This is a genomic window from Bythopirellula sp., assembly GCF_041737835.1.
In the GTDB taxonomy this organism is placed as follows: Bacteria; Planctomycetota; Planctomycetia; order Pirellulales; family Lacipirellulaceae; genus Bythopirellula.
Genome location: NZ_JBGSQY010000067.1, coordinates 14,962 through 29,161, shown reverse-complemented (window position 1 = coordinate 29,161; position 14,200 = coordinate 14,962). Strand labels below are relative to the sequence as shown.

The 14,200-nt window shown below is 55.1% G+C and carries 13 protein-coding genes; 7 read left to right on the top strand and 6 right to left on the bottom strand.

Features of this window, described 5'->3' with window-relative positions:
* The first annotated feature begins 202 nt into the window (after nucleotides 1-202).
* A complete protein-coding gene (locus AC6T8Q_RS19135; RefSeq protein WP_500680603.1) occupies nucleotides 203-1,186 on the top strand; it encodes a hypothetical protein in 984 nt (327 codons plus the stop codon).
* A gap of 33 nt (nucleotides 1,187-1,219) precedes the next feature.
* On the opposite strand, the gene serS is transcribed toward AC6T8Q_RS19135, so the two are convergent.
* Both serS and AC6T8Q_RS19125 read right to left on the bottom strand, forming a co-directional pair.
* Nucleotides 1,220-2,506, bottom strand: coding sequence for a serine--tRNA ligase (gene serS, locus AC6T8Q_RS19130; protein ID WP_496919755.1), 1,287 nt, complete (start codon nucleotides 2,504-2,506; stop codon nucleotides 1,220-1,222).
* A 4-nt stretch (nucleotides 2,507-2,510) separates the two neighbouring features.
* Nucleotides 2,511-3,902, bottom strand: a complete 1,392-nt coding sequence (locus tag AC6T8Q_RS19125; protein ID WP_500680602.1) for a dipeptidase — start codon at nucleotides 3,900-3,902, stop codon at nucleotides 2,511-2,513.
* A 208-nt stretch (nucleotides 3,903-4,110) separates the two neighbouring features.
* On the opposite strand from AC6T8Q_RS19125, the gene AC6T8Q_RS19120 reads away from it, so the two are divergent.
* Genes AC6T8Q_RS19120 through mtaB form a run of 3 tightly spaced genes read left to right on the top strand, consistent with a single transcriptional unit; the run spans nucleotide 4,111 to nucleotide 6,178 of the window.
* Nucleotides 4,111-4,461 (top strand): ATP-dependent Clp protease adaptor ClpS, encoded by a 351-nt coding sequence (locus AC6T8Q_RS19120; RefSeq protein ID WP_496919757.1) that lies wholly within the window; start codon nucleotides 4,111-4,113, stop codon nucleotides 4,459-4,461.
* A 35-nt stretch (nucleotides 4,462-4,496) separates the two neighbouring features.
* Nucleotides 4,497-4,850 (top strand): four helix bundle protein, encoded by a 354-nt coding sequence (locus AC6T8Q_RS19115; RefSeq protein WP_500680601.1) that lies wholly within the window; start codon nucleotides 4,497-4,499, stop codon nucleotides 4,848-4,850.
* A 56-nt stretch (nucleotides 4,851-4,906) separates the two neighbouring features.
* Nucleotides 4,907-6,178 (top strand): tRNA (N(6)-L-threonylcarbamoyladenosine(37)-C(2))-methylthiotransferase MtaB, encoded by a 1,272-nt coding sequence (mtaB, locus tag AC6T8Q_RS19110; protein ID WP_500680600.1) that lies wholly within the window; start codon nucleotides 4,907-4,909, stop codon nucleotides 6,176-6,178.
* 64 nt (nucleotides 6,179-6,242) lie between these two features.
* On the opposite strand, the gene glmM is transcribed toward mtaB, so the two are convergent.
* Complete coding sequence (gene glmM, locus AC6T8Q_RS19105; RefSeq protein WP_500680599.1) at nucleotides 6,243-7,586, bottom strand: phosphoglucosamine mutase; 1,344 nt, start codon at nucleotides 7,584-7,586, stop codon at nucleotides 6,243-6,245.
* Between the two features lie 68 nt (nucleotides 7,587-7,654).
* Between glmM and AC6T8Q_RS19100 the strand changes: the two genes are divergently transcribed.
* Both AC6T8Q_RS19100 and AC6T8Q_RS19095 read left to right on the top strand, forming a co-directional pair.
* The gene (locus tag AC6T8Q_RS19100) at nucleotides 7,655-8,800 is read left to right on the top strand and encodes an FAD:protein FMN transferase (RefSeq protein WP_500680598.1); all 1,146 of its coding nucleotides are present in this window, start codon (nucleotides 7,655-7,657) and stop codon (nucleotides 8,798-8,800) included.
* Between the two features lie 71 nt (nucleotides 8,801-8,871).
* Nucleotides 8,872-9,504: a DedA family protein gene (locus tag AC6T8Q_RS19095; RefSeq protein ID WP_500680597.1), complete on the top strand. Its 633-nt coding sequence runs from the start codon at nucleotides 8,872-8,874 to the stop codon at nucleotides 9,502-9,504.
* On the opposite strand, the gene AC6T8Q_RS19090 is transcribed toward AC6T8Q_RS19095, so the two are convergent.
* Together AC6T8Q_RS19090 and AC6T8Q_RS19085 are read right to left on the bottom strand one after the other, a co-directional pair.
* Nucleotides 9,501-11,033, bottom strand: coding sequence for a DUF1598 domain-containing protein (locus tag AC6T8Q_RS19090; RefSeq protein WP_500680596.1), 1,533 nt, complete (start codon nucleotides 11,031-11,033; stop codon nucleotides 9,501-9,503). The genes AC6T8Q_RS19095 and AC6T8Q_RS19090 overlap by 4 nt on opposite strands.
* 164 nt (nucleotides 11,034-11,197) lie before the next feature.
* Nucleotides 11,198-11,770 (bottom strand): hypothetical protein, encoded by a 573-nt coding sequence (locus AC6T8Q_RS19085; protein WP_500680595.1) that lies wholly within the window; start codon nucleotides 11,768-11,770, stop codon nucleotides 11,198-11,200.
* Nucleotides 11,771-12,485: 715 nt separating this feature from the next.
* Between AC6T8Q_RS19085 and AC6T8Q_RS19080 the strand changes: the two genes are divergently transcribed.
* Nucleotides 12,486-12,815: an Hpt domain-containing protein gene (locus tag AC6T8Q_RS19080; protein WP_500680594.1), complete on the top strand. Its 330-nt coding sequence runs from the start codon at nucleotides 12,486-12,488 to the stop codon at nucleotides 12,813-12,815.
* Here the strand turns inward: AC6T8Q_RS19080 and pgk are convergent.
* Entirely contained in the window at nucleotides 12,812-14,197 is a 1,386-nt protein-coding gene (gene pgk / locus AC6T8Q_RS19075) for a phosphoglycerate kinase (protein ID WP_500680593.1), read from the bottom strand. The genes AC6T8Q_RS19080 and pgk overlap by 4 nt on opposite strands.
* Nucleotides 14,198-14,200 lie beyond the last annotated feature (3 nt).

Here is a 14,200-nt window from a genome sequence, read left to right as displayed (position 1 = left end):
ACCAGACGCACCGCATCTCGCTTAAACTCATCGCTGTACGTCGGCCGCTGTTGCTTCGCTTGTATGTCCATCTATCGGACCTCCTTCGAGAACCATTATTCCGGCTCCCGCCACTGTCCGAAAGTCCTGGGCTATCGCAAGGATAAAAAGCCAGAATATTGAAATAAATACAGAGTTTGGTGAAGAATACAATTCCGCTAGAGTGAAAATCGATTCATTACGTCAAGAATTAAGAGCTTCCAAAAGAAAGTTGGCGGGCATTTTACATCGCTCATCAGATTCAAGTAAAAGAGAACTTTTAGGAGTTAAATTGTCGGATTTTTCTGGGTTGGGCACTATTCAAACCAAAGGCAACGTTACGAAGGTGGAGACCAATTTTGGTTTATTGCTAACCTTGAATAACGACGCCCACAATACACCGCAATCGATTCGAATTGAGTATGAATTTGATCCTAAGTCACCCATTAAAAAGGCATTACCGTACAACAGCTTAGTCGAAATATTACGACCATTATTAATGGAAACATCCACACTAAGTTGGTTGGCAACACATGAAAACTTGAAAGCATATGCTGAATCTTCAACTCCCTTAATTATGGCTATCAAGCTTGATAAGGCGTTTTCATGTTTAATGATGTACGAAACTACAAAAGGTAATAAGTCGACAACTCGCATTCGCTTTGCACTCGTAGTCATTCCCAGAAATGACCGTGAATCGCTCGCTGAATTCGAAAAATTTCCTTTTACACAAGTAAAATTATCTCTTCTGAAATCAACTGTTGATATTGATACTGACTTTGAAGAACCTGATTCCGAAGACGACGGAAATTCGCAACACAGAAGACGCCCTAAACCACCTAAAAAGCCGAACATTCAGTTTGCAAAGCAAATCGTACATAAAGACCCAATTCGTGCTATCGCTTATGCTTTGCACGACCCATCGTACGATGCCATTACTCTATCGTTAGCTATAGTGGATGACCTAACAAATTCAGATAAAAAAAGCCTGGTAACTGATCGCGAACTTGAAATCAACTTAACTTCGGTGCCTACATGGGAATGGGATACAGGTCACACCTTCCTAAAGCAAATTGCGTTACAAGAGGCTGCTGATAGGGGCATTGAAGTAAATTTAGATAAGGGACTGCCTGAATATTCTCAGGCTGAATGGTATCGGTTACCATAAGTCTATTTTAATAGCATCACAGAGAGCGTGATTTCACTCCTCTTCACTCCCGATCCGCTCTTTGCCCACCCACTTGCGCAAGACCTCGGGAATCACAATCGACCCGTCGGCTTGCTGGTAGTTCTCCAGAATCGCGATCAGCGCGCGGCTGATTGCTACGGCCGTGCCGTTGAGGGTGTGGACGAGTTGCGTTCCCTTTTCGCCCTTCACTTTGCTGCGGATGTTCAGGCGGCGGGCTTGGTAATCGGTGCAGTTGCTCGTGCTGGTGACTTCGCCGTATTCGCCGGCGTTGCCACGGCCTGGCATCCAGGCTTCGAGATCGAATTTGCGATACGCGGGGCCACCGAGATCGCCCGTGGCCGTGTCGATCACGCGATAGGGAATGCCCAGGCCGTCAAAAATCTTGCACTCAAGATCGCAAAAATATTGGTGCATCGCGTCGCTTTGCTCGGGGAGCGTGAAGGCGAACATCTCGACCTTGGTGAATTGATGCACACGGTACAAGCCGCGTGACGCTCGGCCCGCCGCGCCGGCTTCGGTGCGGAAACAGTGGCTCACACCGCACATCTTGAGCGGCAGCTTCTCGGCTTCCAGCACTTCGCCCGAATACAAACCGCCGAGGGTGATCTCCGCCGTGGCGACCAAATTGAGATCGAAATTCTCGATTGAGTAAATCTGAGTCTCGGGGCCGCGCGGGATAAAACCGATACCCTGCAGAATTTCGCCGCGGGCCAGGTCGGGGGTAATCGTGGGGACAAACCCTTCGCCAACCAAAAATTGAATCGCATATTGCTGAAGCGCGAGCTCCAGCAGGGCGCCTTCATTTTTCAAAAAGTAAAAACCGTTGCCTGCGATGCGGGCGCCCCCTTCAAAATCGATCAGGTCATGCTGCTCGGCGAGCGCTACGTGATCGAGAATCGGGAAGCTGAATTTGCGGACCTCAGGGCCACCGCGGCGAATCTCGCGGGCGTGATCTTCCCCACCAATCGGAGCTTCGGGGTGCGTCAGGTTGGGCATGCTGCGATAAATGGCACCCGCTTCAGCACCCAAGCGATCCATCTCGAATTGCAGCTTATCTTTTTCTTCGCGAAGGGCCCGACCTTCTTCCTTGCGTTGGTCCCGCTCGGCGTCGTCTTTGGCTGTGCCAATCGACTTGCTCACGACGTTGGCCTGCCGCGAGAGTTCTTCGATCTGCTGCTGCATCTGGCGGCACTCGGTCTCCAGCCGCGCAAAGCGATGCACGTCGGCCTTCACGCCGCGGACGTCGCAGTTCTTCTGAACCAAATCGGGATTTTCGAGTATGAATCGTTTATCGAGCATGTCGCTACACTTCCTGGTTGACTTTGGCGAGCGAATCCCACAGCGCCGCACTCGTGCGAATGCCGCGATGGTAGTCGGCCAGCGTAAATTTTTCGTTCGGAGAATGTAGGTTATCGTCGTTCTGTCCCCAGCCCAACAGCAACACGTCGGCTTCGAGCCGGTCGGCAAATTTGTTGACGATGGGAATCGAGCCCCCTTCGCGCATGAAGACCGGACGCTTGCCGAAGCCCACCTCAATCGCGTCTGCCGCCGCTTCGAGAAACGGGCTTTCCAAAGAAATCACGATGCCGGGGGCACCATGAAAATCGATGGGCTCCATCGTGATGCCAGAAGGCACCAGAGGTTCGAGCAGTTGCTTGAGCCCCGCCAAAATCTTCTGCGGATCTTGATTGGGAACCAGACGGAAACTGAACTTCGTCGACGCACGGCTGGGGAGAACCGTTTTTGCCCCCTCGCCTTGATAGCCGGAAGTCAAACCACAAATGTCGAACGTCGGTCTTGCCCAACGACGTTCGAGCGTGCTGTAACCTTTCTCGCCGGTGACTCCGTTGATGCCCAAATCCTTTTTGAACTCGTCTTCATTGAATGGCAGCGAACGGAATTCTTCGCGTTCGCGGTCGGTGAGTGGCACAACGTCGTCATAGAAGCCAGGAATCTGCACGCGGCCATCGGCATCGATCAACGCGCTCATCATCTTGCAGAGCGCGATCGCCGGATTGGTCACCCCGCCGCCAAACACGCCCGAATGCAAATCACGATTCGGACCAGTGAGAAAAATTTCGCAGTACGCGATTCCACGGAGGCCATAAGTGATCGCCGGCACGCCGGGGGCGAATTGGCTCGTGTCGCTGATGACGACACAATCGCAGGCAAGCTTCTCGGTGTTGCTGGCGAGGAAGTCGTCGAGGTTGTCGCTGCCGACTTCTTCTTCCCCTTCGATGAGGAACTTCACTTGCAGCGGCAGTTCCTTTTGAGTCTTCAGCCAAGCCGCCACGCTATGCACATGCGTGAGCATTTGCCCTTTGTCGTCGGTGGCTCCACGGGCAAAGATCGCCCCGTTACGCACTGCCGGTTCAAACGGCGGTGTGATCCATTTGTCGAGTGGATCGGGGGGCTGCACGTCGTAATGACCATAAACCAACACCACCGGCGCGCTGGGCACGGCGGGGGTTTCGGCATAGACGATGGGGTGCCCAGGAGTGCTGATTAATTCCGGCTTCAAGCCCAAGCTCGCCAAATGGTTGACCAACCACTCGGCGGCACGTTTGACGTCGGGAGCGAATTTGGAATCGGCGCTGATGCTCGGAATCCGCAAAAGTTCGCTGAGGAGCGCATCGTGCTCCTCGTGATTTTGATCGACAAACTCAAGCACCTGATTAACGGCGGAAGATGTCACAGTGCGCTCTATTCCTGCAAGAAGCCGCCCCTGGCAGCAATTGTCATTTTTGCCTCGATATTCGCAGCATACCGCCCGGCTGCCGCCTGTCGGGGAGTTCCCCCAACATGAGGGTATCTAATATAATGCGACACTTGCCCTTTTGCTATAAGGGTGGTGGCTAGGGGAGCGGCTCGGACTGGCCGTAATCGACTCGGAGGCTCGACGGATGGATTGGGACGACGACGAACAAGACGAAGGGGTTGTTACGGTGGCCCCCGTCAAGCAAGAAACTCCGCAAAAAGAACGCCGTCGGCAACCGCGTTACAACGTGCTGTTGTGGGATAGCGACGACCATACGTTTGACTACGTGGAAAAGATGCTCCGTGAACTCTTTGGCCACGAGAAGGAACAGTGCGAAGAAATTGCCAAGACCGTCGACAAAGACGGCAAGGCGGTCGTCCTGACAACAACCTTGGAACACGCGGAACTCAAACGCGACCAAATCCACGCCTACGGCAAAGATCATCTCGAAGGCAGCAAAGGTTCGATGTGGAGTACGATCGAACCGACGGAGTAGGACAAAGGGGAAAGGCGGAAGGGGGATGGGGGAAGATGAAGAATGAGGCATTACGCGATCGAACTAAGAAGTTTGCGTTACGCGTCATTCGATTATTTACTGCCCTTCCAAAGACGGACGAATCTAGAACAATCGGTAAACAACTACTTCGCTCTGGCACATCGGTAGCTGCTAATTACCGTGAAGCATCACGGGCTAGATCGGATAGTGAATTGAAAGCCAAACTGGGGATCGTAGAGCAGGAACTCGATGAATCTCTTTTGTGGATTGAACTGTTAGTGGAGTCGGGAATAGTGAGCGAGTCAAAGCTTAGCGAGCTCATGCGAGAAACTAACGAGCTTTTAGCGATAACTGTAACAGCGATTAAGACCATCAAAAGTCGTGAATGATTTTCTTTCCGCCCTCCCCCTTCCACCTTCCGCCTTTAAACTCTCGCCCGTCTGCAATGAAGCTCAAAACCATCACCCTCGGTTGTAAGGTAAATCAATACGAAACCGAATTCCTGCGCGAAGGATTGTTCGGGATTGGTTACCAAGATGCCGCTGAGAGCGATCCAGCGGACCTGTGCGTCGTGAATACTTGCACGGTGACCGCCGAAGGGGATTCCAAGAGTCGGCAAATCATTCGCCGGCTCGCGAGGGAAAACCCGGCGAGCAAAATCGTTGTGATGGGTTGCTATGCCACGCGTGCTCCTGAGGAAGTTGCTGCGCTGCCGAATGTGACCGAAGTGCTGACCGACAAGCGCGAGCTTTCCGACTTGTTGGGACGTTTTGGCGTGACTGATGTCCCCACTGGGATTTCGGGCTTTGGACGCCGGCATCGAGCTTATGTGAAAGTTCAAGATGGCTGCCTGCTGCGTTGCAGTTTCTGCATCATTCCCATGGTGCGGCCAGAGCTTTCCAGTCGTCCCATGGGACATATTCTTGATGAAGTCCGACGGCTGGTCGACAACGGCTACCGCGAAGTTGTGCTGACAGGGATTCACTTGGGGCACTATGGCGTAGATTGGAACCGCTACGAACCCAAAGAAAATTGGACGCGGCTTTCGCACCTTGCGAGAGCGATTCTCGAACTGCCGGGCGATTTTCGCGTGCGGCTCTCCAGCATCGAAGCGACGGAAGTCACGCGTGAACTGATCGACGTGATGGCCGACAATCGGGAAAAGATTTGCCCTCATTTGCACATTTCGATGCAGAGCGGCAGCGACAGCGTGTTGCGGCGGATGCGGAGACGCTGGGGCAGCCGCCGGTTTATCGATCGCTGCGAGTTGCTCAAAGAGCGGCTCGATCTTCCGGCGATCACGACCGACATCATCGTTGGTTTCCCAGGCGAGACTGAAGCCGAGTTCGCCGAGACTTGCGAAACGGCTCGGCAAGTTGGGTTTTCTAAGATTCACATCTTTCCGTTCAGTGCCCGGCGGGGCACCCCGGCGGCAGAGATGCCCAACCAACTTTCCAAACAGGCCAAGCACGAACGGATGCAAGAACTCGCGCGGGTGGAAGCCGAGTTGCAGGCTGACTATTTTGCCAGTCTCACAGGAAAGCGACTACGAGTACTGGTCGAATCGCCGCTCGAAGGCAATTCAGAGCATGTGGTCGGAACTTCTTGTCGTTATGCGCCGGTGGAGCTACCAAGTTCGGCAGCTTCATGCGGAGAGTTTGTTGACGTGATCGCAGGGCCTACACGCAACGGACGAATTGCAGGCGTTGTTTTGTAGAAACCGCTGATGGACGCTGAGATACGCTAATAAAAAGAAAGAATGATATTAGCGATCATTAGCGTCAATTAGCGGTTAAAATCTTCTCCGCTTCATCACACAGCTTTTTGGCCTCTTCAGCGGTTGGCGCTTCGGCAAAGATTCGCACGATGGGTTCCGTGTTGCTGCCACGAATCAAGAGCCACTTCCCCGGCCAATCGAACCGCAAGCCATCGAGATTGTCGCAACTGGCAGTCTCAAAATGATGTTGCAAAGAGACGAAACCCGCTGAGATTTTGTCCGCAGGCAACGTGACTTTGGCTTTGTGAATGGCGTATTGGGGCAATTCAGCAACCAGTGCGCTGACGGTCTTTTCGCGTGCCGCCATGACATCAAGCATCAAGGCCATCCCGGCAAAACTATCGCGCACTAAACCAACCCTCGGGTCGATCACGCCGCCGTTGCCTTCGCCACCTAAGATCGCTTTCTCGCCGAGCATGAGATCAACAACATTCGCCTCACCCACTTTGGCACGAAAGAACGGCACATCATATTTTTCGGCCAAGTCTTGTGTCATCCGGCTGGTCGAGCAATTCGTCACCACAGGCCCCGGCGTTTTTCGCAACACGTGATTGGCAACCAATGCTAACGTAAATTCTTCGCCGATGTAGTTCCCTTGCTCGTCGATAATAGCCAAGCGATCCGCATCGGGGTCCTGACAAAATCCAATGTCGGCACGGAACTCACGCACTTCTTTCAGCACCGATTGCAGATTCTCGCTCGTGGGTTCCGGCGGATGGGCGAAATTGCCGTCTGGCTTCTCGCCAAGCACTTTGACTTCGCAACCCAGCGCTTCAAGCAGAGGTTTTCCCAACACGCTCCCCGCCCCATGATTCGCATCCAGCAACACACGAAACTTACGAGACTTAATACGTTCGACATCGCAAATGGCTAGTAGCAATTTCAAATGCGCCGAGGTCGTGTCGGCAATGGGTTGGCATTCGCCGAGCTCATCGAATTTCTTCCAACGGGGGCGATTGGCATGAAAGCGGTCGATCACCTTTTGACCTTGTACCGCGGGAATCACCCGCCCGGTCGAATCAAATAACTTGATGCCGTTGTATTCCGATGGATTATGGCTCGCTGAAACCTGAATCCCCCCCGCCGCCTTGAGATCGCGCACCAGCACACCCGTCGTCGGCGTCGCCCCAATGGCGCAATCCAAGCATGAGCGGCCCATCGCCAGCAGCGCCGATTGCACGGCCGCTTCCATGAGCGGGCCGGTGTGGCGCCCGTCGCGAGTGACCACGACCGGCCCCGGCGGAAGCTCTTCGGCAAAGGCAGCTGTGTAGCGGATGACAATTTCGGGGGTGAGCGATTGCCCCACGATGCCACGCAAACCGGAAACACTAATAATCAGGTGACTCATGCCCAGGGATTTCTGAAAAAGGAGGGAATGGGAAGAGTCAAATCTAGCACGAACTCAACACCGACAATATGGCTATAATCGAAGGAATGAGTTCCGACAAACATCATTCCCGGCGTGATTTCCTGCAGGGCAAGGCCGCCGCGCGGAGCTTGGCGGATCGCGTCTTTGATTGGGCCCAGCAGTGGGTCGATTCGGCGACGGAGCTTATTTCTGACCGCTTTCCGACCACACCGACGATTCATCTCGAAGCCTCTCGGCGAGCGATGGCCTGTGAATTTGCAGTCCGTTATCACGATGTGGATAGGCATCTCGCTGGCGACATGCTGGACGCCTTTGACGAAATCGAGCGGATCGAAGACCTGCTCACGATCTATAGGCCCACGAGCCAAGTGAGCGAGGTGAATCGCTGGGCCGCCACGCGGCCAGTTTCTGTGGACACAGAGCTGATCACGTTGCTGCAACTCGCGGCGAAATTGTACGACGAAACCGCTGGGGCCGTTGATATCACGGCTACACCGTTATCGCGGGTCTGGGGTTTCTTGCAGCGCGCGGGACGACTGCCCAGCGACGAAGAAATTTCCGCGGGCTTAGAAATGGTTGCGATGTCCGATCTCGTGATCGATCAGGCCACGAGCACCGTGCGATTCCAACGCGCCGGCATGGAAATCAATTTCAACGCTCTCGGCAAAGGCTACGCTCTCGACCGCGCGGCTGCTTTGCTGAACGAACGTGCGGGACACGATTACCTGTGGCATGGTGGCAAAAGCAGCGTCCTAGCGCGGGGGAAAAATCGGGGGGACGATCACGACTGCTGGAGCATCGGACTGCGGCATCCGCTCGAACAAAATTACCGCCTCGCCGAATTTCATTTACGCGATCAGGCCTTGGGCACATCCGGCGGAGCGACACAATTTTTCGACCACGAGAGACGCCGCTACAGCCACGTCATTGACCCACGCACCGGTTGGCCCGCTGCGGGCGTATTCACGGCGACCGTGGTTGCGAAATCCGCAGCCGAGGCCGATGCCCTCTCCACGGCGGCATTTGTGCTTGGTCCCGAAGAAGCCGCCAATTTGTGTTCGCGACGGCCCGACATTCGCATGGTATTGGTGTGTCCCGCGGATACGGAATTCGGTATCACTGTGTATACGGGAAATCTCACGGACGAGGACTGGACACCGCTGTGCGATGCGCGAATGCTGACCACTTTGTAGGCGAAGCGGTCAGACGATGACATGAAGCACCTCGAACCGGCTACCACCTACCTTCACGAGAGACGCTTGACGTGGATTGGCTGATCCAAAATGGCGGATACCTAGGCATCGTGGTATTTCTGGTGCTCACGGGTTGCGGTCTGCCAATCCCTGAAGAAATTCCCATCATTCTGGCGGGGGTGCTCAGTTCGCAGGGGCACTTCGATCCCTGGCTGGCATTCGCGGCCTGCCTTGTCGGGGCTTTGCTTGGCGATAGCGCCATGTATGGGATCGGGTATCACTTCGGTCACGGGCTGGTTCAACGCCATCCCAAGCTCAGCAAATGGCTGGGGGCTACGCGTCACGAAAAGTTCGATGCGGCGATTAAGAAACATCTGTTCAAAGTGATGGGGGTGGCCCGCTTTATGGTGGGCGTGCGTGGGCCGGTTTATCTGTCCGCAGGAATTATGCGCGTTCCCTTTCGCGAGTTTATTTTTTACGACATGTTTTGCGCGACGCTCGTGGTGGGCACTTTCTTTTGGACGGCCCATTTCTTCGGCGATCACATCACCGAATTGCTCCGCGATGCCGAGTGGGCGCTCACCCTGCTCGTCCTCTTGGGCGGATTGATCGGCACCTATTGGTGGATCAAGCGCGAAAAACAACCGCTCCTCGATGAAGCGCTTGTGCGTGTGGCCCAAGATGATGAACCGGAATCGGTTTAGTCCCACCACCATTGCCCGGACGGCGCATCATCCTTGAGACCGACCGCGACTTTTTCATCGGTTTCCAGCTTGAGTTGCTTAGGGGCATCGACCCACACGCCGCCGCTGATTCCCGCGATGATATGTTTTTTCTTGATCACGCGGTGATTAATGACAGTTTCTACTTCTTGCGGCACGGCCATGCGAGGTAGTCGCAAAGAACCCGCGTCTTCAAATAATGCCGGTTGCCAACCGGAACGGCCCACGAGTTGTTCACGCTCAACAAGCGCCAAGACCACCGCAAGGTCGAATATATTCTGGAGCTCGCCATACAGTGGGTATTTGTCGGCAATCTGAGCAAAGTGTTTGGTAAAAGACTCGGCAAAGCGGCGATTGAGATCGTCCGACTGATTCGTGTGAATTCGTTGGCCGCGCGCGGCGAGAAGCTCATTTTCACTCAGCACTTGGACCCCGCCAGTCGGAATCTCGAAGGCATCACGCGTGGCATTCGCTTTGATGGGACGCTCGGTGAGCGCAAACCACCAACGCAATACGTTCATCGGCGGGGCTGAACCATCGGCGGAGAGTTGCACTGTGTCCAGATAACTGCTGACACCATCCACCCCGTCGGCGAGCCCCATGCCGATGAGCTTCATGTGATAGTCGGCCACCAACAAAACTCGCGCCATGTGGCTATCAGGGGTCGTGCCGAAGAATTCCACGTCCTGCTTGCCAAGGCTATCGCGGAGGCCGGTGAGCCAGTCCTTCCGATCGCTGGGCTCAATGGCCTGGTTGGCCGTACGATTCAAATACTCTTGCGTTTCAGCCAGCGATTGCTGTCGAGGTGTGATCGAACAACCAAACGCCGCCCCCGTGTTGTGTCGTCGCCACAATGTGAGCAAATCGTCCAGCCGGACAACGGGCTGTCCGGACTCTGTGCTGACGATGATGCCCGACGGATCGACTTGCCAATCTCCCGCTGGTCCCGCCAGAATCAAATCGTTTGTCTTGGGATTGATCAGCACATATTGAATTCGCTGCAACCCGGCGAGCGTGAGCATCTCGGGAGGAAGTGGTTTGTGCTCGGCTTGGTGTTTGGCAATCGCTCGCTCGAGTTGCGGTAGCGACACGTAACGGAGCGGTGAGCGTTGCCGGACATCGCCACCTGCCGCTAGAGGCTTGGGCTCACGCTTGAGACTGACCGTGGTCAACTGCGAACGATCGAACCGCAAGGTCCCTGCGGCATCGGCATAGACGCCCGTGGGAAACGGTTGAATCTCGCCTTCACCGCTACCGTTTTCCATCCAAGTGTCGTATTCCACGGTCGACACGATCAAGTCGATGAGCGAATCGAAGTCGGCATTGGCCGCGCCTCCCGGTGCCCCCGGGCCTAAACCCACCGGCCCCGGCCCACCAAAGAAACCAATGTTGCCCAGGCCTTGGTTGGCTTGTCCCTGATTCCCTTGCGGCGGCAAGGCTTGCTGGGCAGTGAGAGTTTCAACGGTGAGGAGCAGGCCAAGAATAGCTCCCCAAAATCGCGAAGTGTTCATAGTGCACCTTCCCTCTGTTCCGGAAAAAGAAGATGCCGTGATTATCGCGCGGGGCTCGGCGAAAGTCCACAAGATCGAGAAACCATCGCAAATCGTAGCCCACCTAAACGAAAAACGGCTCCTTACCCGTGAGAGTAAGGAGCCGTTTTATTCTTATTCAGTTGTCAAACCTTGTGGGTTTGTTGACTGATCTCAGCCTGCACAACCGCAGCTTGGTTCGCAGCAGCTGTCAGCACCGCATGCATCGGCACAACCGCAGCTTGGTTCGCAGCAGCAAGCCTTTTTGCAGCACTTGCGAGCACGCATCTTGGCCAAGAGGCCGCAACGCTTCTTGCAGCAGCAACCGTGACCGGCATTGCAGCAGGTGTCTTCAGCACAACCGCAGCTTGGTTCGCAGCAGCTGTCATCGGCACAACCACAGCTGGGCTCGGCACCGCAGCAGCCGTTGTCGGCACCGCAAGCGTCAGCACAACCGCAGCTTGGTTCGCATGCATCGGCACAACCACAGCTTGGTTCGCAGCAGCAAGCCTTCTTGCAGCACTTGCGAGCTTTGCAGCGGGCGAACAAACCACAACGCTTCTTGCAGCAACCGCAAGAAGGAGCACAGCAGTCATCGGCACAACCGCAGCTTGGTTCGCAAGCGTCGGCACAGCCACAGCTGGGCTCAGCACCACAGTCATCAGAACAACCACAGCTAGGCTCGGCACAACCACCAAACAGGCCGAACGCGTTGGCATTCGAAGCACTGCTAAGAACAATTGCGACGCACAAACCAAGCGCCGACAGGAGGACATTACTCTTCATTTGGGAGGCTCCTAAATTGAGGGGGAAACACAGTGGCCGCCACGGCACAAGGAAGGGTCTGGACTGCACTTGCTTATGGGAAGCGTAGAGTGCTCATCGCGAAACCTTTGTCTTCCTTTGCGAGCGGCTAACGCTCCATTGGATATGACAGCTATCGACGAAGGTCACAGAAACCCTTGATGACTTTCAAGAAATTGCTATCACTCTTTCTCGACCGCGTTCCGCGCATTTCGTTCGTAGCGATTGAGACCGGTTGAGGCGAGTTTTCCCGGGGATTTTACGATCGATTCAATCGTTCTGCCCCGCACAAGCCGTTCATCGCGCATGCGCGAAACAGCTTCTCGGGGGAGGGTCTGTGCTCGTGGGAGCTAGAAAAGACGCTCGACCGTGGCCAGAGCACTTTCGCGCATAATTGTCTCGCATTGCCGCGAGCAGTTATGAGAAATCGCAATACGACTTTTAATCACTATTAGCAGATCGAAACGATTCCTCGCGTCGTTTAACCACTTTGCCTATTCCTATAAGCCACGGCACCCCATGCCGAAAAATGGTCTAGGCTTCGCTAGAAGTTGGTTGTAAGAGTCTGCCTAGTAACCTAGCGCGAAGCAGTCGCACGGACGTGTCTCGCCTTCAACCAGGAGATCCATCATGCAATCGATTCAATCGTTCCAGCCCGTCTATTCGGTGTATGGCGACGACCCCAATTTGGCCGAACTTGTGGCGATCTTTGCCCACGAGCTGCCCCAGCGTCTCGAAACGCTCCGTTCTCACGCCGAAGTGGCTGACTGGGAATCGGTCGCCCGCGTGGCCCACCAGCTCAACGAACTGGCCAGCAACTACGGCTTTGCGAAACTGAGTACTCTCGCGGCTCGTCTCGAGTTGTGCTGCGAGGAAGAAGCCAGCCCCGGCGAAACTTTGAAGGCCCTCGACCGTTTTGCCGAATACTGCGACCGCGTTCGCCCTGGCACCGCCGCTTAAGACTTAGCTGCCATCCGTAGGGCGACCAAATATGGGACGGGCTCGCTGCCTAGGGCATTGAGCACGGTTCCCCCTGCGGTGAAGACGTGCGTCACCCAGTCCGGTTTACCGTAGAGTTCAAGGGCTTTGCCCCCTTCGCCGCCACCGACGTAAACCTCGACCTCCGAATCGGTCATCCGCTTGAGCTGAGGTATGAAGTTTTTCGTGCCCGCCTCAAAGCGTGGATCTTCGAACATACCGAAGACGCCGTTGTGGAATGCCACGGCCCCGCGGGGATGGTCGACCAGGAACTCGGTGACTTTTTCTTCAAAAAGTTTGCTCGACTCGGGGCCAATATCGAACTGCTGTTGATCGGGGGCGAGATTCTCGACCACCGAGCCGTCTTCGACCACGGAATCAACCGGCACGATAAACTCAATGCCTTTTATCCGGCCCTCGGTGACCATTTCCTTGGCCTGAGCCACCCGCTCAGCCGGAATATAGTAGGGCTTGTCGGAGTGGGCAGGATCTTCGGCGACACCCAGGCAGCAAGGTTTGCCATCGATTTCGCCAATCGCTTTCTTCAAGGCCATGGCCAGAGACCCGGCAGCGAAGACTGTCTTGATCGTTCCCCGACCAATCATCGCTTCGAGGTCATCGAGCTTGTCGATCTTGAGCCCGCTGAAGATCACCAACTGCGTCTTCAAACACTGCCGCATGGGGCCGTCGAATTCCGACGCCTCGTAAGTTCCCATCGCCACACGGTCCATCGCCGCGGGAATCACCACACTCGATGCATCCAAGCTGCCGGCGGAAAGTGCTTCGTGCACGTAGACCTTGGCGATCTTGGCCGCGAAGTCGTTGGCAAATTTGCTCAGCGATTCGGCCAATTTGGGAACGTCAGCCTCTTTGGCTTTCCACAGCACGGTTTCAATCTTGTATTTGCGGGTGTTCTCTAACATGATCACCGCGCCCGGCTTGGCGTCGGCAATTTGCTTGGCCACGGAATCCAGAATCGTGTCGTTCGATTCGTCGATCCAATCAGTGATCAACGTCACATCTTGCCCCAGCAATTCGCCCAACCGGGCTGCGACCTTATTAAGCGAACCTTCCGGCTTGCGGCCAATGTGGCCAAAAATGATTTGCTTCCAGCCGCGCTCGCTGCCGTACTTGAGCGTATCGACCATCGATTGCAGGCGAATATCTCCTTCACCAACCTTGGTCCCTGGCTTGGCATCGACGTCGCCGCGAATGGCGACCGGTGTTCCTGACGGCACGTCCGCCAGCGTATCCAAGCGCGGCACCGAGGAAAGATAATCAACAAGTTCCAGCTCGGGTGCTGCCGAACGTCCAGCCAGAAGGGTCTTGAGCCAAGTGGTCATTTGTTCGGTAGAAACAGCCATGGA

What these genes read in the sequence shown, in the direction of transcription:
- serS (WP_496919755.1), bottom strand. Translation starts at nt 2,506, where the DNA reads ATGCTCGATAAACGATTCATACTCGAAAATCCCGATTTGGTTCAGAAG.
- AC6T8Q_RS19120 (WP_496919757.1), top strand. Translation starts at nt 4,111, where the DNA reads ATGGATTGGGACGACGACGAACAAGACGAAGGGGTTGTTACGGTGGCC.
- AC6T8Q_RS19115 (WP_500680601.1), top strand. Translation starts at nt 4,497, where the DNA reads ATGAAGAATGAGGCATTACGCGATCGAACTAAGAAGTTTGCGTTACGC.
- mtaB (WP_500680600.1), top strand. Translation starts at nt 4,907, where the DNA reads ATGAAGCTCAAAACCATCACCCTCGGTTGTAAGGTAAATCAATACGAA.
- glmM (WP_500680599.1), bottom strand. Translation starts at nt 7,586, where the DNA reads ATGAGTCACCTGATTATTAGTGTTTCCGGTTTGCGTGGCATCGTGGGG.
- AC6T8Q_RS19100 (WP_500680598.1), top strand. Translation starts at nt 7,655, where the DNA reads ATGGCTATAATCGAAGGAATGAGTTCCGACAAACATCATTCCCGGCGT.
- AC6T8Q_RS19090 (WP_500680596.1), bottom strand. Translation starts at nt 11,033, where the DNA reads ATGAACACTTCGCGATTTTGGGGAGCTATTCTTGGCCTGCTCCTCACC.
- AC6T8Q_RS19085 (WP_500680595.1), bottom strand. Translation starts at nt 11,770, where the DNA reads ATGCCAACGCGTTCGGCCTGTTTGGTGGTTGTGCCGAGCCTAGCTGTG.
- AC6T8Q_RS19080 (WP_500680594.1), top strand. Translation starts at nt 12,486, where the DNA reads ATGCAATCGATTCAATCGTTCCAGCCCGTCTATTCGGTGTATGGCGAC.
- pgk (WP_500680593.1), bottom strand. Translation starts at nt 14,197, where the DNA reads ATGGCTGTTTCTACCGAACAAATGACCACTTGGCTCAAGACCCTTCTG.